The following is a 20,797-nucleotide window of genomic DNA, read 5'->3' on the forward strand; positions in this document are numbered from 1 at the left end:
GGAGCCGAGCCTAGCGAGGCGAAGTGGAGAGGCCTTTTCTCCACCAATTGCCGGCTTTTAGTGGAGAGAAGGTCTCCACTCCACACCTTCGGTGCTCCGCTTCGGGCGGGGTTACCCCCGCCCTGAGACGACAGAGCGTTAGTGCAGCGAGCGCTCGCGCGATACGTAGTGGCCGCGCTTCAGTTCCTTGAAGAACTGCGGCACCTGCGGATGCGACACCGGCTTGCCGGTGTCGTCGGCCAGCAGGTTCTGCTCCGACACGTAGGCCACGTACGTGGTCTGCGCATTCTCGGCGAGCAGATGGTAGAACGGCTGGTCTCGACGCGGACGCACTTCTTCAGGAATCGACGACAGCCACTCCTCGGTGTTCGCGAACACCGGGTCGACGTCGAAGATCACGCCGCGAAAGGGATAGATGCGGTGCTTCACCACCTGGCCGATGGCGAACTTGGCGCAACGCAGGGGCGGCGCGGCGAGCGCCGGGGTAGAAGCCTGATTGATGGGTTCCATAGGCAAAGTATTGCTCCGAACAGGCCGGTAGGCAACGCAGTCGGGACGCCGGATTCGACCACCGACTGCAAGAATACGTGAAAAACAGCCGCCCAGATCGCCACGCAAGAATGCGGCCAGTTTCAGGAAGCCTCGCGCATCGGTTGACGGGACGCACCTGCCTGTGGACTCTGGCGCAACACTCGGTGGGAAGGGTTGATTGGTCGAAGGTCTGAAAGTCCGCTTCTGGGGCGTGCGGGGATCGATTTCATGCCCCGGGGCGGAATACGTACGCTATGGCGGCAATACATCGTGCCTGGAGGTTACCGCCGGCGGCCGCCGGCTGATCTTCGACGCCGGGACGGGAATTCGCACGCTGGGCGTAGAACTCGCCCGCCAGGCGCCGCTCGACATCGACATCTACTTCACCCACACGCACCTCGATCACATCTCCGGACTCACCTTCTTTGCGCCCCTGTTCGACCGGCGCAATTCGGTGCGCATGTGGGCCGGCCACCTCGAGCCGCCCTACACCTTGAAGAAGGTGGTCGGGCACCTGATGCAGGCGCCGCTCTATCCGGTGTCGCTCGACGTCTTCCAGGCCGGCGTCGAGTTCCGGGAGTTCAAGTCGGGGGAGAACCTGTCGTGCGGCGCCGTTGCGGTGCGCACGGCCCCGCTCAACCATCCCAACGGTGCCACCGGCTATCGCATCGACCATCTCGGCAAGTCGATCTGCTACATCACGGACACCGAACACCGCGAAGGTGAGCTCGATTCCACGATCGTCGAGCTCTGCCGCGGTGCCGACGTGATGATCTACGATTCGAGCTACACCGACGCGGAATACGAGCGCTATCGCGGCTGGGGCCACTCGACCTGGCAGGAAGGCGTGCGGCTCGCCGATGCGGCCGGCGTCGGTACGTTCGCCATCTTCCATCACGATCCCGGCCACGACGACGCTTTCATGGACGGTGTGGCCCGCGAAGCCGCCCTCGCGCGACCGGGCATCGCGGCGAGTGGCCTGCCGCGTGTGCTCGTCGCCCACGAAGGCCTGACGCTGACACCGTGAGCAGTCCCCGATGAGTGCCAGATCCACCCTGCGCGGCCGCTGGCGGCGGTTCGCCCTGGGATTGCCGACCGTGCTCGGCCTGAAGCCGCGCGGCTGGTTCATTCCGCACCGCTATGCGCCGCTGCTGCCGCCGCCCGGCGCGCAGCCGCCCTATCCCGCGATCGAGCGCCTGTTCGAGGCGCATACGAGCCAGTTCGCCGCCGTGCTGGATGCCGTCGACGCGCGCGCCGATGCCCTCGAGAGCTGCAAGGCGATGTTCGAGCAATCGTGGTTCCCTTCGCTCGACGCCGCCGTTGCCTATGCGCTGGTCCGCGAGCGCAAGCCGCGTCGCATCATCGAAGTGGGTTCCGGCCATTCGACCCGGTTGCTGTCCAAGGCCGTGGGCGGCGTCGGCGAAATCCTGGCGATCGATCCGGCGCCGCGCGCCGATATTGCCGACCTGCCCGGGGTCCGCGTGAAGTCGTCGACCCTGCAGGCGGCACCCGACAAGGTCTTCGACGACCTCGTACAGGGCGACGTGTTGTTCATCGATTCCAGCCACATCCTGATGCCCGGCAGCGACGTCGACATCCTGCTCAACCGCGTCCTGCCACGCCTGCCGTCCGGCACGCTGGTCCATATCCACGATATCTTCCTGCCGTTCGACTATCCCGCGATCTGGGGCTGGCGCGCCTACAACGAGCAGCAGGGCGTGGTGCCGCTGCTGACGAGCGGCGCCTTCAAACCGCTCTTCTCCAGCGTCTGGGCGGAGCGTCGCATGTCCGATCGCCTGGCCGCTTCGGTGGTCTCGCGTCTGCCGCGACCGCCGGATGCGCTGCCCGCCAGTCTCTGGCTGGAAAAGTGCTGATGCTCCGCCGCCTGCGCCATTGGTTGTTCGGGGGCGGCGAGACGACCGAGCTTCCTGACCGTGTGCGCCAGGCCATCGAACGCCAGCAGGAGCAGAGCGAGATCCTGATCGGTTGGGTGCAGCTCGCCATCGTGGTGCTGGTCGGCACGGTCTACGAATCGAGCTCCATGCCGGGCGGTGTGGTGCAGGAGGATTATTCCTTCGAGTTCGAGGTGCTGGTGATCTACGGCGCCTTCTGTCTCCTGCGCCTTGCCCTGGCCTACGCGCGCCTGTTGCGCCCCTGGATGCTCTATCTGTCGGTGATCGCCGACATGCTCCTGCTGATGGGACTGATCTACTCGTTCCATTACAAGTACGCCCAGCCGGCCGTCTTCTATCTGAAGGTGCCGACGCTCCTTTACGTGTTCCTGTTCATCGCGCTCCGCGCGCTGCGCTTCGAGGCGCGTTTCGTCGTATTCACCGGCCTGACGGCGATCGCCGGCTGGATCGGCCTCATCCTTTATGCGGTAGGCGGGCGCGGGGGGCCGGCCAATCCGACCGACGACTTCGTCGAATACATGACCTCGAACGCCCTGCTGGTGCATGCCGAGGTCGACAAGATCATCGCCATCCTGCTCACCACCCTGGTCCTCGCCCTCGCCATCTCGCGGGCCCGCCACCTGCTGGTCCAGGCGGTGAGCGAAAGCACCGCGGCGCACGACCTGTCGCGCTTCTTCGATCCCGGAGTAGCGGCCCGCATCCGCGGAGCCGCGATCTCAATCGAGGCGGGCGAAGGTGAACTGCGCGACGTCGCCATCCTCACCGTCGATCTGCGGGGCTTCACGAGGCTGTCGATGGAACTTCCGCCGGCCGAGGTGATGAAGGTCCTGCAGGACTATCAGGGCCGCGTCTGCCCTCTGATCGCAGCAGCCGGCGGCAGCATCGACAAGTTCCTGGGCGACGGCATCCTGGCCTCGTTCGGTGCGGTGATTCCGTCAGCCACGGCCGCCGCGGACGCGCTCCGCGCTGCCGACGCGGTGATGGCCGCCAGTGCCGCGTGGGCTTCGGAACGTCGCGCCGCCGGCTTGGCCCCGCTTGAGATCGGGCTTGCCGTCGCGTCGGGCCGTGTCGTGTTCGGCGCTGTCGGCGATGCGGAGCGACTCGAGTTCACCGTGATCGGGGAGGCCGTCAATCTCGCGGCCAAGCTCGAGAAGCACAACAAGGAGGAGGGGACCCGCGCCCTGACGGACGCCGGAACCTATGCTCTCGCCGAGCGTCAGGGCTATCGTGCGCCCGCGGCGCATGAGCGTCGTTTCAATCGGAAGGTTGGCGGCGTCGCGGAATCTGTCGATATTGTGGTGCTGGCCGCTTGAGGCGCGGGCTCATCCGGGAAGCGCGGCGGGGAGGTCGCCTTGCCCTTTGCCCATTCGCAGCCTATGTAATTTGTGACAGTGGAGCGCCATCGTGGGTAACAACTACGACATCATCCTGATCGGGTTGGTCGCGGTCTTCTTGATCCTGCGACTGCGGTCCGTGCTCGGCAAACGCACGGGCAACGAACAGCCGCCCGCCCGCGATCCGTTCACCCCGCCCGCAGCGCCGCCTCCTCGCGTCGGCGACGCATCGCAAGGCAACGACAATGTCGTGCCGCTGCCGACGGCCAATGCGCCGGCGCCGCGCCAATCTTCGCCCACCACCGGTCCCGGCGGCATTCGCGCCACCGTCCTGCCGACAGCAACCGCAGGCGTCGCAGCCATTCGTGCGGCCGATCCGGCCTTCGAACCGATCGGCTTCACCGGCGGCGCCCGCGCAGCCTTCACCGCCATCGTCGAGGCCTTCGCCCGTGGCGATACCGCGACGCTTAAGCCGCTGCTGGACAGCACCACCTACGCAAGCTTCGAGGCCGCCATTCGCGGTCGCATCGAGCGCAACGAAAAGGCCGAGACCACCCTGATCGGCTTCGAAGCATCGGATGTTGCCGGCGCGGAGATGCAGAGCAGCAACGCCGTCGTCACCGTGCGGTTCGTTAGCGAGCAGATCAACGTCGTGCGCAACGCCGACAGCCAGATCATCGACGGCAATCCCAACGAGGTGCAGAAGGTCGTCGACCTCTGGACCTTCCGCCGTGACACCACGTCGGGCGATCCCAACTGGCAGCTCGTCAAGACCGAAAGCGAAGGCTGAGGGAGGCTTTTCCGGGAATGCGATGGCGCCTCCTCGCGGGCGGTGCGGCCTTGCTGGCTGCAGCCGGCCTCCTCTCCGCCTGTGCCGGAACCCCCGGCTCCCCGCCGCAGCAGCGGATTTCGATGGAGCCGACTTCTTACAACGAGATCGCCGGGTGGGCGCAGGACCGTCATGCCGAGGCTCTCGTCGCCTTCCGCCGTTCCTGCCCGAAGCTGACCTCCGGTCCTGACGTCCGGATTGCCACCGATGGCGGCGAAAAGACGATCACGCCCGGCGAGTGGGCGCGCATCTGCGACGCCGCCGCCGCCGTAAAGGCAGGCGACGCGCGTGGATCGCGGATGTTCTTCGAGGAGAATTTCCGGCCGTTGATCGTCCAGGTCCCCGGCAAGTTCACCGGTTACTTCGAGCCGGAGCTGCGCGGCAGCAAGGTGCCCTCGCGGCTCTTCACCGTGCCGGTCTATCGCAAGCCGCCGGACCTCAGCGACAAACCGTATTTCACGCGCGCCGAGATCGAAGCGGGGGCGTTGAAGGGCAAGGGCCTGGAAATCGCCTACGTGCAGGATCCCGTCGGACTGTTCGAGGTCCAGGTCCAGGGCAGCGGTCGTATCCAGCTCGCCGAGGGCGGCACCATGACGCTCGGCTTCGACGGCTCCAACAATCGGCCCTATACCGCGATCGGCGCGGTGCTGGTCGAGATGGGCGTGATGAAGAAAGAAGACGCGACCTGGCCCGCGATCCGCGATTGGCTGAAGCGCAATCCGCAGCAGGCGCGCGATGTGATGCGCAAGAACGAGCGCTACATCTTCTTCAGGGACACCCGGACCTCCGCGCCGATCGGCGCCGAAGGCGTGGCGCTCACCGCGCAGCGCAGCATGGCAGTGGATCCCGCGATCACGCCGTACGGCACGCCGGTATGGATCGACACGCGCCGCCCGGTCTATCGCAAGCCCGGCGCCACGGATTCCTATCGCCGCCTGATGATCGCGCAGGACGCGGGGGCCGCCATCAAGGGGCCAGCGCGTGGCGATGTCTTTTACGGCGCCGGCGAACAGGCGGCAGAGTGGGCCGGTCGCATGAACAGCGAAGGCCGCGCCATCATCCTGGTTCCCAACAAGAACTGAGCGCGCGTCCGTAGCGACGCGCGTGCCCCGCCGGGCACGCCGCAATTGCAGCCCGAGCGTAAAGGAGCGGCGCGGCCTCGACGCAAACTTGGCCGAGTCATCTTGCACGCCAATTTCACCGCTGCCATGGTCGGGGCGTGTCCAGCTCGCCCGCCATCCCCGTTCCCCGTCCGCGCCGCGTCGCGCTCTTCGTCACCTGTCTCGTCGACCTGTTCCGGCCGTCGGTGGGCTTCGCCGCCGTGAAGCTCCTCGAGGAGGCGGGCTGTTCCGTCGACGTCCCACCGCTTCAAACCTGCTGCGGCCAGCCGGCCTACAATACCGGCGACCGGGCCACGACACGGGCCATCGCTACGCAGGTCATCGACGCCTTCGAAGGTTACGATGCCGTCGTGGCCCCCTCCGGGTCCTGCGGCGGAATGCTGTCGCATCACTATCCCGGCCTGTTCGATGACGACCCGGCCATGAAGGCCCGCGCGGAGACTCTCGCCGGCCGCAGCTATGAGCTGATCTCATTTCTAGTGGACGTCTTGGGCGTCGAGAAGGTCGCCGCGCACTACCCCGGCGCCGTGACCTATCACGATTCCTGCTCCGGCCTGCGCGAGCTCGGCGTCAAAGACCAGCCGCGCAATCTGCTGGGATCGGTGCAGGGGCTCGAGCTTCGCGAGATGAAGACTCCCGAGGTCTGTTGCGGCTTCGGCGGCACGTTCTGCGTAAAATACCCCGAGATCTCGAATGCCATGGTGGGCGAGAAGTCTGCCGATATCGCTTCCACTGGAGCGGAGACGCTGCTGGCCGGCGATCTCGGTTGCCTCATGAACATGGCGGGCAAGCTGCAGCGCGAGGGCAGCGCCGTACGGGTGCGCCACGTTGCCGAAGTGTTGGCCGGGATGGGCGACCTGCCGGCGATCGGCGAACCGGAGCGCAGCTGATGGAATCGACCGCCCATGCCTTCAAGGCGAATGTCGGCCACGCGCTGGCCGATCCCAACCTGCAGGATTCGCTGGCCAAGCTGAAGGTTGGCTTCTCCGAGCGGCGACGCCAGGCGGCCGAGCGGCTTCCGGAATTCGAGGCGTTGCGCGACCGTGCGCGCGACATCAAGAACCACACGCTCGCCCATCTCGATTTTTACCTCGAGGAGTTCGAGCGCAAGGTCATTGGGCTCGGCGGTCACGTGCATTGGGCGCCGACCGCCGCCGACGCGCGACGCATCATCGCCGAACTCTGCCAGAGCGTGAATGCCCGCACCGTCGCCAAGTCGAAGTCGATGGTGGCCGAGGAGATCGCCCTCAACGAACATCTCGAGGAGCTTGGCATTGCGCCGATCGAGACGGACCTCGGCGAGTACATCATTCAGCTGCGCAACGAACCGCCCAGTCACATCATCGCGCCGGCCGTCCATCTCACCAAGGACCAGGTCGCCGACACCTTTCTCGAGCATCACGCCAAGCTGGGATTCGACAAGCGCCTGACCGAGCGCAACGATCTGGTCGCCGAAGCGCGCTACGTCCTGCGCCAGAAGTTCCTCGATGCCGATGTCGGTTTGACCGGTGCCAATTTTCTGGTGGCGGAAACCGGCTCGTCGATGCTGGTCACCAACGAGGGCAATGCCGATCTGTCCAATACGCTGCCCCGGATGCACATTGTGCTGGCCAGCATAGAAAAGGTGATCCCGACGCTCGAGGACGCGGCGGTGCTGTTGCGCGTGCTGGCGCGTTCGGCGACCGGGCAGGAGTCTTCTGCCTATACGACGCTCAACACCGGGCCGAAGAGGCCGGAGGATCTCGACGGGCCGGACCAATATCACGTGGTGCTGCTCGACAATGGCCGGTCGGGCGTTCTCGGCACCGAGATGCAGGACATCCTGCGCTGCATCCGCTGTGGCGCCTGCATGAATCATTGCCCGGTCTACGGCGCGGTCGGCGGCCACGCCTATGGCTGGGTCTATCCCGGCCCGATGGGCGCGGTGCTGACGCCGCAGCTCGTCGGAGTCGAGGAGGCGAGCAACCTGCCCAATGCCTCGACCTTCTGCGGCCGTTGCGAAAGCGTCTGTCCGGTGCGCATCCCGCTGCCGAAACTGATGCGCCATTGGCGCGAGCGGGAATTCGAGAAGCACCTCACGCCGAAGGCCGTTCGCCAGGGCCTGGCGATGTGGAGCTTCGCCGCCCGGCGACCCGCGCTCTATCGCCGACTGACCGGGATGGCCAACCGCGTGCTGGCCTTGTTCGGCCGCGCGGACGGGCGCTACCGGGCCCTGCCGCTGGCTTCCGGCTGGACCCGCTTCCGCGATTTCCCGGCGCCGCAGTCCGGCGGGACCTTCCACGCACGCTGGGCGAAGAGGAAGGCATGAACGACGCCAGCGCCCGGACCCAGATCCTGAGCGGCATCCGGCGCTCGCTGCGCCGCGGCGAGCTCTCGGGCGAGGCTCGCCAGGCCGTCGATGCGCGCCTCGCGTCACCGCCGCGCGGTCCCGCGGTCGCGCGCGCCCAGCTGCCCCAGGCCGAAAGGGTCGCCTTGTTCTGCCAGTGGGCCGAGACTCTCAACGCCACCGTGGCGCGGGTGGGAGCGGCCGAGGTGCCGGGCGAGGTGACGTCCTACCTCGCGCGCAACAACCTGCCGGCGAATGTCGCGATGGCGCCCTCACCGCTCCTCGACGGCTACGACTGGACCAGCCAGAAGATGCTCTCGATCCGGCGCGGCCGCGGCGAAGGCAGCGATCAGGTTTCGGTCACCGGCGCCTTTGCCGGCATCGCCGAGACCGGCACTCTGGTGATGGCGTCCGGTCCGGATCACCCCGTGTCGCTCAACCTGCTGCCCGACACGCATGTGGTCGTGTTGCGCGAGTCCGACATCGTCGGTGGTTACGAGGATGTATGGGGCCGCCTGCGCGCGCGCTATGGCAAGAACCTGATGCCGCGCACGGTCAATACGATCACCGGACCCTCGCGCACCGGCGACATCGAACAGGCGATGGAACTGGGTGCCCACGGGCCACGGCGCGTGCACATCCTGGTGGTGCGCGACTGATGCCGGCCGGCGAAGCCACCTCCGGTGAGCTGCGCCCCGGTGAGCTACGCATTGTCGGCACGAGCGTAAGTCGTGAAATCGAGCTCCTGCTCGATCGGGTGGCGCAGCTGGTTGGCAAGCGCCCGCCACGGGTCCTGCAGGTCGGATCGCGCACCCTCCTGTCCGATCGCAATGTTCGCAACTGGCGCAAGCTTGTGGTCAACCGCTTCGGTGCCAAGGCGCAGTTCGTCGGCATCGATCTTTCCGACGGCGCGAACGTCGACTGCGTCGCCGACATCTGCAGCGACCCCAGAACGCTGAAGGGCAGACTGGGCGAAGAGCCTTTCGATCTCGCGATCTGCTGTCATGTGCTCGAGCATACGCGCCATCCCGGGCGCGCCGCGCGCAACATCGAGCGGGCTCTGCGGCCCGGGGGCCTTGCCTATGTCGCGACCGCCTGGTCGCAGGCTTTCCATGCGGCGCCTGACGACTACTGGCGATTCTCGGCCCGTGGCCTGATGCTGTTGTTCGGCAGGCTCGAGATTGCCTCGTCGTTCTATAGCGGCGGCGATGTCGGACTCGACGTCGCCTATCGCATCGAGCGCGATGGCCGGCCGGCGGTCGATCCCGGTGCGGGCGCCGTCGAACAGGGTCTCTTCCAGCTTGTCCTGGACCATGAGGACAACCGCGCCGTGCTGGCGCGCCAGGCGACCGAGCGGCTGCCGGTGTCGCGTACCTACTTGCCCGGCCTGTTCGTCAATCTGGTGGGACGGCGCGCTTCGACATAGAGCCACCCTCGGGACGCACAAAAGAAAAGAGCGGGCTTGCGCCCGCTCTTTCCAATTTTCGGATCGTCCTGCGACTAGAAGCGCAGGTCCATACCCAGCAGCAGACCCCAGCTGTTGCCCGAGACGGCAGCAGTCGGGCCCGAAGCGGTGTACAGCAGACCACCACCGGTGAGCTTGACTCCCGGCCCGAGCGCGTAGTTCACGCCCAGTTCCCACTTGTTCACCGACTCCTGTCCGAAGGCGAGGTTCGAGGGGTTGTTGCCGTTGCCGAAGGCGGTCGAGTTCACACCCGGGACGCCCGTGGCGGCCGGCGTGGTGCAGGTCGAGGTGTTGACCGTAACGGTGTTGCAGCCGTAGGAGCCGTTACCGTTGTTGTTGTACGAGCCAACCCAGCTGAACGACATCTGCCACGGGCCCGTCTCATACATCAGGCCAGCGGTGTAGAAGCGGGTCGCGTTGTCCTGGCCCGTGTAGTAGTTCGCGCCGAGACCGTTGTTGTCCCAACCCAGTGCGCCACCGAGGGTGAAGCCCTTGAAGCCGAACTGAGCGCCGACAACCCACTGCTTCCAGCTGGCGGCATTGGCGCCGGTCGACTGGTTGGCAGCCGCGCTGAACGGCTGGTTGCCCGGAACGAAGTTCGCGTACAGGAACGCGCCGTACAGAGCGACCGTGACGTCACCGAACTTGTTCAGGTAGTTGGCGCCGATGTCGAACACGTCCTGGTACGAGTAGTCGTTCGTCGGGCAGTTCGCGGACGACGTCGCATTGGTGTAACCGCAGACGCCCTGGGTCGCGGCACCCGGACCGACCGCCATGCCGGAGAGAGCGCCACCCTGCGGGTTGACGTTGATCTTCGGACGATAGCCGACGCCGATCTGCAGGCCCTGGAAGCGCGGGGTGAAGTAGTTGATGCCCTGCGCGTCCTGGAACTGACCAGCGTTCGTGGTGGTCGTGGCGTGGAACCACGCCTTGTTGTTGCTGATGACGCTCTGGTTGGCCCAGGCGAAGTTCGTGTTGTGCTGAACGGCACCGAAGCCGATCAGGGCCGACGGCGTGCCGTAGTACATACGGTAGGTCGCCGGATCGCGCGAACCGAACTCGACGCGGCCCCAGTCGCCGAAGGCGAACAGGAAGGCTTCGTCGATCCAGGCGCCAGCAGCCGCACCAGCATTCTGGTTCCAGCCTTCGAGTTCGACGTGCACGCCGACCGAGGTACCGTTGTCCAGCTTGGTCTGGCCGATGAAGTGGATTTCACCTTCCTGCTGGAACTGGAGGCCCTTGTACTGAGCCCAAGAGCCGTCAGTGGCGTAGGTCGACTGGATGCCGCCGGCGATCGCGTAGAAGGTGTAGTAACCACCCACGCCGATCTTGATCGGGTCGGCGGCCATGGCCGGGGCGGCCATAAGCCCGCCGACGACCAAGGCGGTCGAGCCGAGTAGAAGCTTCTTCATCATTCTCCCTCTCTCATTGATCAGAGACTGGTACGTACCAAAAAGGCCTGTCCGACCGGCGGGAACTGGAAGCCTGAACCACGAAGCTCACGGAATCCACCAATGCGGCAAAGCTATAAAACACTTCGCCAAATCGAGGGTCAAGAAATGGTCGCCCCACCGCTGCATTCTGCCCGCACCTGTGGCGTCTTTGTCACAATTTGCGAGGGTCAGGAAAGTTGCCGAAAGCTTCAGGCACTAATAGTTGCAACGGGAGACTTGTAAATTATTTTAGTTAGTCTTTAAAAGAGACTTATTGTGGCATATCGCCCCGCCGCTTGCAGTTCATATCTCGTTGAGCCTATGGTCGCCGCCACTGCTCCGCCGCGGAATTGCGGCCCATAGGAAGATCAAGGCGCCATTCTATGACGGGACCGTCCAAATTCGTGAGCATCGCCGCAATTGCGCTCCTGGCCGTCGGTATGGCCGGCTGCGCCGACGATAGCAGCAGTCTAGAGAGGAACACCGGCCCGTCGGGCGACCGCAGCAGGAACGACGTTCGTTCAGGCTTGGGTGGTCGCACCCAGGAGCAGGGTACCCTGTTCGGCCCGGGCGGCCTGCTCGGGTCCAAGGCCGACAAGAAGACGGATTCGGGCGGCGGCACCGGCGTCGCCGTGAACGCCTATCTGTGGCGGGCTTCGCTCGACACCATCAACTTCATCCCGCTCGTGTCGGCCGACCCGTTCGGCGGTGTCATCATCACCGACTGGTACACGCCCTCGGAGACCCCCAACGAGCGCATGAAGGTCCAGGTCACCATCCTCGACCGCGAACTGCGGGCCGACGGCGTGCGTGTCTCCGTCTTCAAGCAGCAGACCAGCCCCCGCGGCGGCAACTGGGTGGACGCCCAGGTCGACCCGCGCACCAACATCGACATCGAGAACGCGATCCTCACGCGCGCCCGCCAGCTTCGCATCGCCGGCGGCTCCTGAGACGACGCTCCTTCGAGACGGGGCCAGCCCTCAGTCTTCGGGCGGCACGAACATATAGCCGGCGCTGCGAACGGTGCGGATCGACGTCGGCCGGGCTGGATCGACCTCGATCTTGCGACGGATGCGCAGGATTCGAATGTCGATGGCGCGGTCGAAGGCTTCCATCTCGCGATGGCTGGTGGTCTCGAGCAGCCAGTCGCGGCTGAGCGGCCGGTTGGGATTCTCGGCGAACAGCTTCAGCAGTTCATATTCTCCCGCGCGCAGGGGAATTTCCTCGCCGGACAGCGCCACCAGCCGGCGGGCCTGCAGATCGAGCAGGCACCTGCCCATGCGTACGCGCTCACCGGTCGTCGCGGCCTCGGCACCGCCGGCGCGGCGCAGAACGGCCTTTATGCGCGCGAGCAGGGCGCGCGGCTCGTACGGCTTGGCGACGTAATCGTCAGCGCCGGTCTCCAGCCCCACCACCTGGTCGATGGTGTCCCCACTGGCCGTCAACATGATGATGCCGGTCTTGCGGCTGCGCTCGCGCAGGAAGCGGGCGAGCGCGAAGCCGTCCTCGCCGCCGGGCAGCCGGAGATCGAGCAAAACGAGGGCAGGTGGATCTCTTTCTACCAGCTTGCGAAGCGCGGCACCCGAATCGACACCCGATGCGCGATAGTGATTCTCATTCAGAAAATCGATCAGTGTCTCGCGCTGAAAGGCCTCGTCCTCTACGACGATGATATGCGGTCTTTGGTCTTTTAGCTTAGACACTGCAATAAGACGTTAGCGCAAGACCGCACCGAATGAAAGGCCATCAGAATGGACGCGACCAGCGAAGGCTGCCCGTGAAAAGATCGATGGAGCCTTGGTCGAAGTAGTAGCGGTAAGCGCCCAGTCCAACTGCAAGCGTTCCGCCAGACACGTCGGAGATCGCGTGGCCGATCGAAACGCTCGCCAGCTTCGCCGTTCCGACGGTGTAACTCGGCAGCACATACTGGGCATAGTCCATGTGTCCGACCGAAACCCCCAGGGAGAATCCGGCTCGCGACCATGAGAGACCGACCATCGCCAGGCGCGTCATTGACAGTCGATCCCCGGCCGGATTCTCGGCGAGTGTGGTGTCGAGCCCGGACAGGCCGATCGCGAAACCGTGCTGGCCTCCCAGGTCGCTGATCTGCGCCGTGGCGCCTTCGGGACTGAAGCCATGCGCCTCCCCGCTGAGGACCAGAGCGAGGAGGAGGAGGGCGATAGATCGAAACATCGTGTCATCCTTCTTCGACGACGCCAGTGTGTCGTGACGCGGTCTCCTCGCGATTTCGCGGCGCCGCTGGCTTGTTTCGTGGGTCGCTCGCTCAGCGCCTGATCTGCTGCAGGGTCGGCTGAGAGGACGGCGTCGACATAGCGGGCACGGCGCGACCGGGCCCGCCCGTCGACGCCCAGGCCGGCGATGGTATCGACGTCACCGCGGGGACGCCCGCCGCCGGCGCCGATCCAGGGTCCGCTTTCGAGGTCGTCGATCTCTGCGACGGCTGGGCGTCGCCGCCGTTACCATCAAGGTCCCAGGCGTTGGCCGGCTGAGCGACCGCGAGGGCGAGAAGGGCGGCGGTGGCGGCCCTGAGTACAAATCTGGCAAGCATCGGATTCTCCGGTTGAGCCGACGGACGTTTCCGTCGACGGCAGAACTCTAGGAGGGTCGCGTTTCCGGAGGACTGCTCCGACGGGTCGTTCGGTTTCGTGCGTTGCGCGGCACCGGCGCGCGATCCGCCATGAAAAACGGCGCCCTCGAGGGGCGCCGTCGTTGGAGGGGCCGGCGACGATCCGGCTCTGATCGGGCTCTCAGCGCGACGGCAGCTTCGGCGAGGGGCTGGGAGCGGGCTGCGGCGCGGGGGTCGGCATCTGCGAGGGCGTCGGCTGCGGGACACGCGGCATATTCATGGTGCCGCTCGTGGGCTGGGACGGCAGCGACACCGGAGGGGCGGGCTTCGGAGCCGGGGTGCTCGTGGAGGTCGGCTTGGGCTGCTTCGGCAGCGCCTGGGCGGCGACCGGCAGAGCAACGGCGGCGGCGAGAAGGGCGGCGGCGGCGGCGATGGTGAACTTGGCGAACATTGAAGTCTCTCCCTCGAAGTGGCGGGCGGCGGGATGCCGTCCGTCGATGGGAGGAGAATGAGCGCGCCCGGTTTCCCGAAGACTGCGCGGCGGTGCCCTTTGGTTTCATGCGTTGCGCGAGACAGCGTCCCCGCCCGGCACGCACAATCCATCCGCCCTGGCGCAACCAACGAAACAATTTGCGGCCGCCGCGTTACAGTTCGGAAACTCGCGATGACGTAGAATTCGTCATGTCAGATACACGCGACAGCACGAGCAACGAGTCCACGAACATCGAAGATGCCATCGTGATGCAGGCAGAGCTTCGCCGGGCACGCGACCGGATCGCCGACCTGCAGCGCCTTTTGGAAGCCGTCTGCAATGGTGTGATGGATGGCGTCGCCCTGTTCGATGCCGACCACGAGATCGTTCATATCAACGACGCAGCCAGAGAGTTTCTCGATATCGGTCGCGCGCCGGCCCCCGGCTTGGGAGGCGAGGAGACCGTGTTGGCGGGCGACGTATTGCGCGGCCTCGCGGTCCTCGACGGGGGGATGGCGTCCTTCGATGAACGCATGGCGCACGCCTTCGCACCGGAGGGCAGCCGCTTCGAACGCGCCCTGGCGGACGGCCGCCACGGCGAGATCGTTTTCCGCCCGCTTGGCGATGGGCAGACACTTTGCGTCTGCCGCGATATCACCGCGCAGAAGCGGCGGCAGGTCGAACTCAAGGAGGCGCGTGACGAAGTCGCGAACGCGCGCCGGCTGACGAGCACGATCCTCGATACGATGATCGATGGCGTCGCGCTGTTCGACGCCGATCGCCGGCTGGCATACGTCAACAGGGCCCTTCATGACCAAATGGTGCTGCCCGGCAAGGATCCGGTCCGCCTGGGCATGTCGATGGAAGAGATTGCGCGCGCACGAATCGCGGCCGGCGAACAGGTCGCCGAGGGTGGCAGGACACTTTCCCCAGAGGCCCGCGTCGAACTCGCGCTGACGCCCGGCGGAACGCGATTCGTCCGGGAACTGGCGACGGGCCGCCATGTCGAGTTCATCTTCCGGCCGGTGGGCGACGGCCGAACGCTCGGCATCTATCGCGACATCACCGAGATGCGGCAACGTCAGGTCGCGCTGGAACGGTCACTCGGCGACCTGGAGGCCGGCCAGCGCCTGATGGGCGCCGTGCTCGACGCCATGCCCGACGGCGTGGGCCTGCTGCACGGTCAACGGGTCCTGTACGCGAACAAGATGATGTCCCAGCTGTTCGGTTATGCCGGGCTGATCATCCGGCCTGGCACCACGCTGTCGGACATCGTCCGCGCCCAGGACGCGGTTGGCGACCGAGTGTTCGTCGACGGCCGGCCCCTCACGGTCGACGAGCGGGTGTCTCGGGTATTGGCACCCGGCGGGAGCCGCTTCGAGCGCAAGCTGCCCTCGGGCCGCCACGTCGAGTTCCTCTTCATGCCGGTCGGCAGCGATCAGACCCTGTGCGTCTATCGCGACATCACTGCCCTGACACAGAAGCAGAGCGAACTCGAGAAGGCGCAGGACGAAGTCAGGACGACGCGCAATCTGATGTCCGACATCCTCAAGGGTCTGCCGCTCGGCGTGACCGTTTTCGACTCGGAGCGCCGGCTGATCTACTCCAACCGCGAGTTCTCCGCCAAGAGCCTGGGCCTGGCACCGGAGGCGCTGCCCAATCCTGTTCGCCTGGACGACATCATCCGCGCCCAGATCGCGGTCGGCGATCATCTCTATGGCGACGACGGCACGCCGCTGACGCTCGAGCAGAGGCTGGCGCTCTGCCTCGCTCCCAAAGGCAGCCGCTCCGACCGCGTCCTGCCATCGGGCCGCCATTTCGAGTTCTCCTTCAAGCCGGTGGGCCAGGGCAACACGATGACTCTCGTCCGCGACGTCACGGACCTCCGCCGCCGCCAGGCCGAGCTGGAGCAGGCGCGCGACGAGGTGGCCGCGGCCCACAAGCTCACGGTCACCATTCTGGAATCCATGACGGACGGGTTCAGCCTTTTCCTTCCCGACGGTCGCATCGCCCTCATGAACAACACCGTCCGGCGGGAGTTCGGAATTCCGGAGGACAAGGCGCGCGACCTCACGCTCCAGGAGCTGGTGCGTATGCAGATCGCGGCAGGCGACCAGGTCGTGGTCGACGGCAGGGTCCTTTCGGCCGAGGAGCGGATCGCGCGCATCCTCGATCCCGCCGGCTGCCAGTTCGAGCGGCTGATGCCCTCGGGAACGCACGTCGAGTTCAATTTCCAGCCGGTGGGAGATGGCCGCACACTCGGCATCTACCGCAACATCACCGACCTGAAGCGGCGGCAGACCGAACTTGAGAAAGCCCGGGATGCGGCCGAGGCCGCGAACCAGGCGAAATCCACCTTCCTCGCGACCATCAGCCACGAGATCCGCACGCCGATGAACGGCGTCATCGGTACCGCCGAGCTGCTCGAGCGTGAACCGCTCGACGAACGCCAGAAGCGGCTGGTGCGCACGGTGCGCACCTCGGCGACCGCCCTGCTGCGCATCATCGACGACGTGCTCGACTTCTCCAAGATCGAGGCCGGCCGCATGGAGCTCGAAGACGCGCCGTTTCAGCTCCGCGCCGTCATCGAAGGCACCGGCGAGACCCTGTCGGTCCAGGCCGAGAGCCGGGGCCTCGCCGTTACCACCGTGATTGAACCGGGGACGCCCGATCACCTCCGGGGCGATGCAACGAGAGTGCGCCAGATCCTGTTCAACCTGATCGGCAATGCCATCAAGTTCACCGAAGTGGGCGAGATTCGCGTCCATATCCGAGCCCTTTCGGAGTCCCGCGATCACGTGCGCCTCGCGCTGTCGGTCACCGACACCGGCATCGGCGTCAGCGCCGAGCAGGCAGCCCGACTGTTCCAGCCTTTCTCCCAGGCCGACAACTCGACCACCCGGCGCTTCGGCGGCACCGGACTCGGCCTGTCGATCGTGCGGCGGCTGGCCGAGCTGATGAATGGCGGGGTCACGGTTGAAAGCACGCCCGGACGGGGTTCGACCTTCACCGTCACGCTCGATCTGGGCCGCGCCGAAGGGCCGGTCGCCGAAGCCACGCCGAAGCCAGCATCGCCCGGCGGGATTGGCGGCGGGCGGGTGTTGGCGATCGACGATTATCCCATCAACCTCGAGGTCCTGACCGGTCAGCTCGAAATCCTGGGCGTGTCGGTCGACACGGCCGCCGACGGTATCGAGGGCCTCACCATGTGGCGCAGCCAGACCTATGCGCTGATCCTGACAGACATCCACATGCCGGACATGGATGGCTTTGAGTTGACGCGCCAGATCCGCGCCGAGGAAGCGACGGACAGGTGCGGCCGGCATACGCCCATCGTTGCCCTGACCGCCAATGCACTGAAGGGCGAGGCCGAGAAGTGCCTCGCGGCCGGCATGGATGACTACCTCACCAAGCCCCTGACCCTGGACCGGCTGCGCGCGTCGCTGGAACGCTGGATGAGCAAGGCCATCGTGATGTCCCCAGATGCCATGACCGGCGCGTCGAACGACTCCATTGACCGCGGGGTGGTGGCGCAGTTGTTCGGGAACAACGAGGGGATGGTCGACCGCATCCTCCGGCGCTTCCGCGTGGCCGGGGCCGGGCTCGTGGACGATATCGCCGTCGCGAACGATGACGCCGTCCGGTTGGTCGAGCTGGCACACAAGCTCAAGGGAGCTGCGCGCGCCGCCGGTGCGGTACGTCTGGGCGACTTGGCGGCCGCTTTGGAACAGTCCGGAAGTGTCGTTGACGCCGCCGCCGTACGGGCCGAATGGAGACGGGTCGTTCAAGCCCTGCCCGACTTGAGCTGAGGCGTGGAATATGCCGCCTGGCAGCCCCATAATAGGAACGGCCTCATTTCTACCAAGAGCTTGACGTGAGAGGCCGCAGCGGGCATCCGCTGCGGCCTCTGTCTTTTTCGGTAACACCCTTTTTCGGGAAGAATTCCGTGTCGTCGACACCCGCCGCACCCACCGCGCGCTACAATTTCACCGAAACCGAGAGCAAGTGGCAGAAGGTTTGGGAAGATCGCCAGACCTTCAGGGCCGTGATGGATAAGGCGCGCCCGAAATACTACGTGCTCGAGATGTTTCCCTATCCGTCGGGGCGCATCCATATGGGCCATGTGCGCAACTACACGCAGGGTGACGTGATCGCGCGCTACAAGCGCGCCAAGGGCTTCAACGTCCTGCATCCCATGGGCTGGGACGCGTTCGGCCTGCCGGCCGAAAACGCCGCCATGGAGAAGAAGGTCCACCCGAAGAAGTGGACCTACGAGAATATCGCCTCGATGAAGAAGCAGCTGAAGTCGATGGGCCTGTCCCTCGACTGGAGCCGCGAGCTGGCGACCTGCGACCCGAGCTATTACCGCCACCAGCAGAAGATGTTCCTCGATTTCTGGAAGGCGGGGCTGGCCTACCGCAAGGAGGCCTGGGTCAACTGGGATCCGATCGACAACACCGTGCTCGCCAATGAGCAGGTGATCGAGGGCAAGGGCTGGCGCACCGGCGCACCCGTCGAGCGGCGCAAGCTCACCCAGTGGAACCTCAAGATCACGCACTTCGCCGACGAGTTGCTGAGCCGCCTCGACACGCTCGACCGCTGGCCCGAGAAGGTGCGCCTGATGCAGGCGAACTGGATCGGCAAGAGCCGCGGTGCGCGCGTCTTCTGGGAACTCACCGATGCCTCGGGTACCGACCACGGGAAGCTCGAAATCTTCACGACCCGTCCCGACACCCTGTTCGGCGCCTCGTTCATGGCGCTGTCGGCCGAGCATCCGCTGGTCGCCGGCCTCGCGCCGTCCGATCCCGGCCTGCAGCACTTCATCGCCGAATGCCGTAAGACCGGCACCGCGGCCGCCGAAGTCGAGACCGCCGAAAAGCAGGGCTACAAGCTGCCCCTGCTCGCCAGGCATCCGCTGATCCCCGGCAAGACGGTGCCGGTCTTCGCCGCCAATTTCGTGCTGATGGAATACGGCACGGGCGCGATCTTCGGCTGCCCCGGCCACGACGAGCGCGACCATGAATTCGCGACCAAGTACGGCCTGCCGATCCTGCAGGTCGTGGCGCCGGTTGACGGGAAGGCGCTGAACATCGCCGAAGCGCCTTATGTCGAGGACGGCGTCATCGTGAACTCCGGGTTCCTCGACGGACTCGGCGTCGAGGAAGCGAAGGCAAAAGTGATCGCGCGCCTCGAGGAGATGGGCGTCGGCAAGGGCACGACGCAGTATCGCCTGCGCGACTGGCTGGTTTCCCGCCAGCGCTACTGGGGCTGCCCGATCCCGGCGATCCATTGCGACAGCTGCGGCGTCGTGCCGGTGCCGGACAAGGACCTGCCGGTGCAGTTGCCCGACGACGTGACGTTCGACCGGCCGGGCAATCCGCTCGACCGCCATCCGACGTGGAAACATGTCGCGTGCCCGACCTGCGGCAAGCCTGCGCGCCGCGAGACCGACACGTTCGACACCTTCATCGATTCGAGCTGGTACTTCGACCGGTTCACCTCGCCGCAACTGGAGACGGCGCCGTTCGACCGCGAGGAGAACCAGTACTGGATGCCGGTCGATCAATATATCGGCGGCGTTGAGCACGCGATCCTGCATCTGCTCTATTCGCGTTTCTGGACGCGCGCGATGCGCGAGGTCCAGATGACCAGCCGCGACGAGCCGTTCGACGGGCTCTTCACCCAGGGCATGGTTTGCCACGAGACCTATCGCGCGAGCGACGGGACCTGGCTGACGCCCGAGGAGATCGTGCGTGGCGATGGCGGCAAGTTGGTGCGCGCCTCCGACAAGAGCCCGGTCGAGGTCGGCCGCTCGGAGAAGATGTCCAAGTCGAAGAAGAACGTCGTCGACCCGGACGAGATCATTCGCGACTACGGCGCCGACACCGCGCGCTGGTTCATGCTGTCCGACAGCCCGCCCGAGCGCGATCTCGAATGGACCGAGGCCGGCGTCACAGGCGCCTGGCGCTTCCAGCAACGCCTGTTCCGCATCGCCTCCGAGGCGATCGAGTCGCTGCCGGCGATCGGTACGGCCCGGCCCGAGACCTTCTCCGACGCTGCCATCGCCCTGCGGCGCGCCGCGCACAAGGCGATCGCCGGCATTTCCGCCGACATCGAGGCCTTCCACTTCAACAAGGCCGTGGCGCGGCTGTACGAATTCGCCAACACGATCGATTCGGTCGAGGCCAAGGACGAGGCGACAAGCTGGGCGCTCCGCGAGGCGCTCGAGATCTTCGTGCGCCTGATCGGCCCGATGACGCCGCATCTCGCCGAAGAGCTGTGGCATTCGCTCGGCCACAAGAGCCTGCTGGCCGACGCGCCGTGGCCGCTGGCCGAAGACGCGCTGCTGGTCGACGACACCGTCACCGTTGCAGTACAATTGAATGGCAAGCTGCGCGGCACGATCGCGTTGGCCAAGGACACACCCAAGGACGCGGCGGAAGCCGCGGCATTGGCACTGCCAGAACTCATCCGCGGTCTCGACGGCAAAACACCCAAGCGGGTGATCGTTGTGCCGAACCGCATCGTAAACGTCGTGGTCTAGAGGCCGCAGAGCCAGGAAGGGCCAAGAATATGGCACGCAAGCCGAATTACGATTTCGAGCGCCGCGAACGCGAGCGCCAAAAGGCCATCAAGGTCGCTGAAAAGGCGGAAGCCAAGCGCGCCGCCCGCGAGCGCGCCAGGCTGGAAGAGGGCGGCGAGGTCGCAGCCGACGGAGCCGAACCGGCGGCCGACAAGGCCTCCTAGAGCGCAGCCCTTCGACTCGCTCCCGCGTTGTCCGCGAGC

18 protein-coding genes are annotated in these 20,797 nt (G+C 65.9%); 13 read left to right on the forward strand and 5 right to left on the reverse strand.

The window, feature by feature from the left end:
• Window positions 1-138: 138 nt before the first annotated feature.
• Window positions 139-510 (reverse strand): heat shock protein HspQ, encoded by a 372-nt coding sequence (hspQ, locus tag ACQY78_RS16265; RefSeq protein ID WP_425068739.1) that lies wholly within the window; start codon window positions 508-510, stop codon window positions 139-141.
• Window positions 511-709: 199 nt separating this feature from the next.
• Here hspQ and ACQY78_RS16270 point away from each other — a divergent pair, with 199 nt between their 5' ends.
• From ACQY78_RS16270 to ACQY78_RS16310, 9 genes are all read left to right on the forward strand, one after another.
• A complete protein-coding gene (locus ACQY78_RS16270; protein WP_428676744.1) occupies window positions 710-1,558 on the forward strand; it encodes an MBL fold metallo-hydrolase in 849 nt (282 codons plus the stop codon).
• Window positions 1,559-1,568: 10 nt separating this feature from the next.
• Window positions 1,569-2,405, forward strand: a complete 837-nt coding sequence (locus ACQY78_RS16275) for a class I SAM-dependent methyltransferase (protein ID WP_428676746.1) — start codon at window positions 1,569-1,571, stop codon at window positions 2,403-2,405.
• A complete protein-coding gene (locus tag ACQY78_RS16280; RefSeq protein ID WP_428676747.1) occupies window positions 2,405-3,757 on the forward strand; it encodes an adenylate/guanylate cyclase domain-containing protein in 1,353 nt (450 codons plus the stop codon). The genes ACQY78_RS16275 and ACQY78_RS16280 overlap by 1 nt, the downstream gene beginning before the upstream one ends.
• A gap of 91 nt (window positions 3,758-3,848) precedes the next feature.
• Window positions 3,849-4,568: a Tim44/TimA family putative adaptor protein gene (locus ACQY78_RS16285; protein ID WP_428676749.1), complete on the forward strand. Its 720-nt coding sequence runs from the start codon at window positions 3,849-3,851 to the stop codon at window positions 4,566-4,568.
• A 17-nt stretch (window positions 4,569-4,585) separates the two neighbouring features.
• Entirely contained in the window at window positions 4,586-5,689 is a 1,104-nt protein-coding gene (mltA, locus tag ACQY78_RS16290; protein WP_428676751.1) for a murein transglycosylase A, read from the forward strand.
• Between the two features lie 137 nt (window positions 5,690-5,826).
• Complete coding sequence (locus ACQY78_RS16295) at window positions 5,827-6,618, forward strand: (Fe-S)-binding protein (protein WP_428676752.1); 792 nt, start codon at window positions 5,827-5,829, stop codon at window positions 6,616-6,618.
• Window positions 6,618-8,036 (forward strand): LutB/LldF family L-lactate oxidation iron-sulfur protein, encoded by a 1,419-nt coding sequence (locus ACQY78_RS16300; RefSeq protein ID WP_428676754.1) that lies wholly within the window; start codon window positions 6,618-6,620, stop codon window positions 8,034-8,036. Before ACQY78_RS16295 ends, ACQY78_RS16300 begins: the two co-directional genes overlap by 1 nt.
• Window positions 8,033-8,713, forward strand: coding sequence for a LutC/YkgG family protein (locus ACQY78_RS16305; protein WP_428676755.1), 681 nt, complete (start codon window positions 8,033-8,035; stop codon window positions 8,711-8,713). The genes ACQY78_RS16300 and ACQY78_RS16305 overlap by 4 nt, the downstream gene beginning before the upstream one ends.
• Entirely contained in the window at window positions 8,713-9,480 is a 768-nt protein-coding gene (locus ACQY78_RS16310) for a class I SAM-dependent methyltransferase (protein ID WP_428676757.1), read from the forward strand. Before ACQY78_RS16305 ends, ACQY78_RS16310 begins: the two co-directional genes overlap by 1 nt.
• 74 nt (window positions 9,481-9,554) lie before the next feature.
• Here the strand turns inward: ACQY78_RS16310 and ACQY78_RS16315 are convergent, their stop codons facing one another.
• Window positions 9,555-10,934, reverse strand: a complete 1,380-nt coding sequence (locus tag ACQY78_RS16315; RefSeq protein ID WP_428676758.1) for a porin — start codon at window positions 10,932-10,934, stop codon at window positions 9,555-9,557.
• Between the two features lie 422 nt (window positions 10,935-11,356).
• Here ACQY78_RS16315 and ACQY78_RS16320 point away from each other — a divergent pair, with 422 nt between their 5' ends.
• A complete protein-coding gene (locus ACQY78_RS16320) occupies window positions 11,357-11,902 on the forward strand; it encodes a DUF3576 domain-containing protein (protein ID WP_428676759.1) in 546 nt (181 codons plus the stop codon).
• 30 nt (window positions 11,903-11,932) lie between these two features.
• Here ACQY78_RS16320 and ACQY78_RS16325 read toward each other — a convergent pair whose 3' ends face one another.
• From ACQY78_RS16325 to ACQY78_RS16335, 3 genes are all read right to left on the reverse strand, one after another.
• Window positions 11,933-12,655, reverse strand: a complete 723-nt coding sequence (locus ACQY78_RS16325; protein WP_428676761.1) for a response regulator — start codon at window positions 12,653-12,655, stop codon at window positions 11,933-11,935.
• 43 nt (window positions 12,656-12,698) lie between these two features.
• Complete coding sequence (locus ACQY78_RS16330) at window positions 12,699-13,145, reverse strand: hypothetical protein (protein ID WP_428676762.1); 447 nt, start codon at window positions 13,143-13,145, stop codon at window positions 12,699-12,701.
• Between the two features lie 575 nt (window positions 13,146-13,720).
• A complete protein-coding gene (locus ACQY78_RS16335) occupies window positions 13,721-13,990 on the reverse strand; it encodes a hypothetical protein (RefSeq protein ID WP_428676764.1) in 270 nt (89 codons plus the stop codon).
• A gap of 179 nt (window positions 13,991-14,169) precedes the next feature.
• On the opposite strand from ACQY78_RS16335, the gene ACQY78_RS16340 reads away from it, so the two are divergent.
• The 3 genes from ACQY78_RS16340 to ACQY78_RS16350 all read left to right on the forward strand — a co-directional run bounded on the left by ACQY78_RS16340 (window position 14,170) and on the right by ACQY78_RS16350 (window position 20,758).
• Window positions 14,170-17,820 carry a PAS-domain containing protein gene (locus tag ACQY78_RS16340; RefSeq protein ID WP_428676765.1) on the forward strand — a complete coding sequence of 1,217 codons (3,651 nt, stop codon included), beginning with the start codon at window positions 14,170-14,172 and terminating at the stop codon, window positions 17,818-17,820.
• 137 nt (window positions 17,821-17,957) lie between these two features.
• The gene (leuS, locus tag ACQY78_RS16345; RefSeq protein ID WP_428676767.1) at window positions 17,958-20,555 is read left to right on the forward strand and encodes a leucine--tRNA ligase; all 2,598 of its coding nucleotides are present in this window, start codon (window positions 17,958-17,960) and stop codon (window positions 20,553-20,555) included.
• Between the two features lie 29 nt (window positions 20,556-20,584).
• Window positions 20,585-20,758, forward strand: coding sequence for a hypothetical protein (locus ACQY78_RS16350; RefSeq protein ID WP_428676769.1), 174 nt, complete (start codon window positions 20,585-20,587; stop codon window positions 20,756-20,758).
• Window positions 20,759-20,797: the final 39 nt, after the last annotated feature.

Origin of the sequence: Reyranella sp. (genome assembly GCF_965279625.1) — a bacterium.
Taxonomy (GTDB): Bacteria; Pseudomonadota; Alphaproteobacteria; order Reyranellales; family Reyranellaceae; genus Reyranella.

Bases quoted from the DNA above. Each gene is read 5' to 3' on its own strand.
- ACQY78_RS16280 (WP_428676747.1), top strand. From the start codon at position 2,405: ATGCTCCGCCGCCTGCGCCATTGGTTGTTCGGGGGCGGCGAGACGACC.
- hspQ (WP_425068739.1), bottom strand. From the start codon at position 510: ATGGAACCCATCAATCAGGCTTCTACCCCGGCGCTCGCCGCGCCGCCC.
- ACQY78_RS16300 (WP_428676754.1), top strand. From the start codon at position 6,618: ATGGAATCGACCGCCCATGCCTTCAAGGCGAATGTCGGCCACGCGCTG.
- ACQY78_RS16310 (WP_428676757.1), top strand. From the start codon at position 8,713: ATGCCGGCCGGCGAAGCCACCTCCGGTGAGCTGCGCCCCGGTGAGCTA.
- ACQY78_RS16350 (WP_428676769.1), top strand. From the start codon at position 20,585: ATGGCACGCAAGCCGAATTACGATTTCGAGCGCCGCGAACGCGAGCGC.
- ACQY78_RS16330 (WP_428676762.1), bottom strand. From the start codon at position 13,145: ATGTTTCGATCTATCGCCCTCCTCCTCCTCGCTCTGGTCCTCAGCGGG.
- ACQY78_RS16275 (WP_428676746.1), top strand. From the start codon at position 1,569: ATGAGTGCCAGATCCACCCTGCGCGGCCGCTGGCGGCGGTTCGCCCTG.
- ACQY78_RS16305 (WP_428676755.1), top strand. From the start codon at position 8,033: ATGAACGACGCCAGCGCCCGGACCCAGATCCTGAGCGGCATCCGGCGC.
- ACQY78_RS16335 (WP_428676764.1), bottom strand. From the start codon at position 13,990: ATGTTCGCCAAGTTCACCATCGCCGCCGCCGCCGCCCTTCTCGCCGCC.
- ACQY78_RS16315 (WP_428676758.1), bottom strand. From the start codon at position 10,934: ATGATGAAGAAGCTTCTACTCGGCTCGACCGCCTTGGTCGTCGGCGGG.
- mltA (WP_428676751.1), top strand. From the start codon at position 4,586: ATGCGATGGCGCCTCCTCGCGGGCGGTGCGGCCTTGCTGGCTGCAGCC.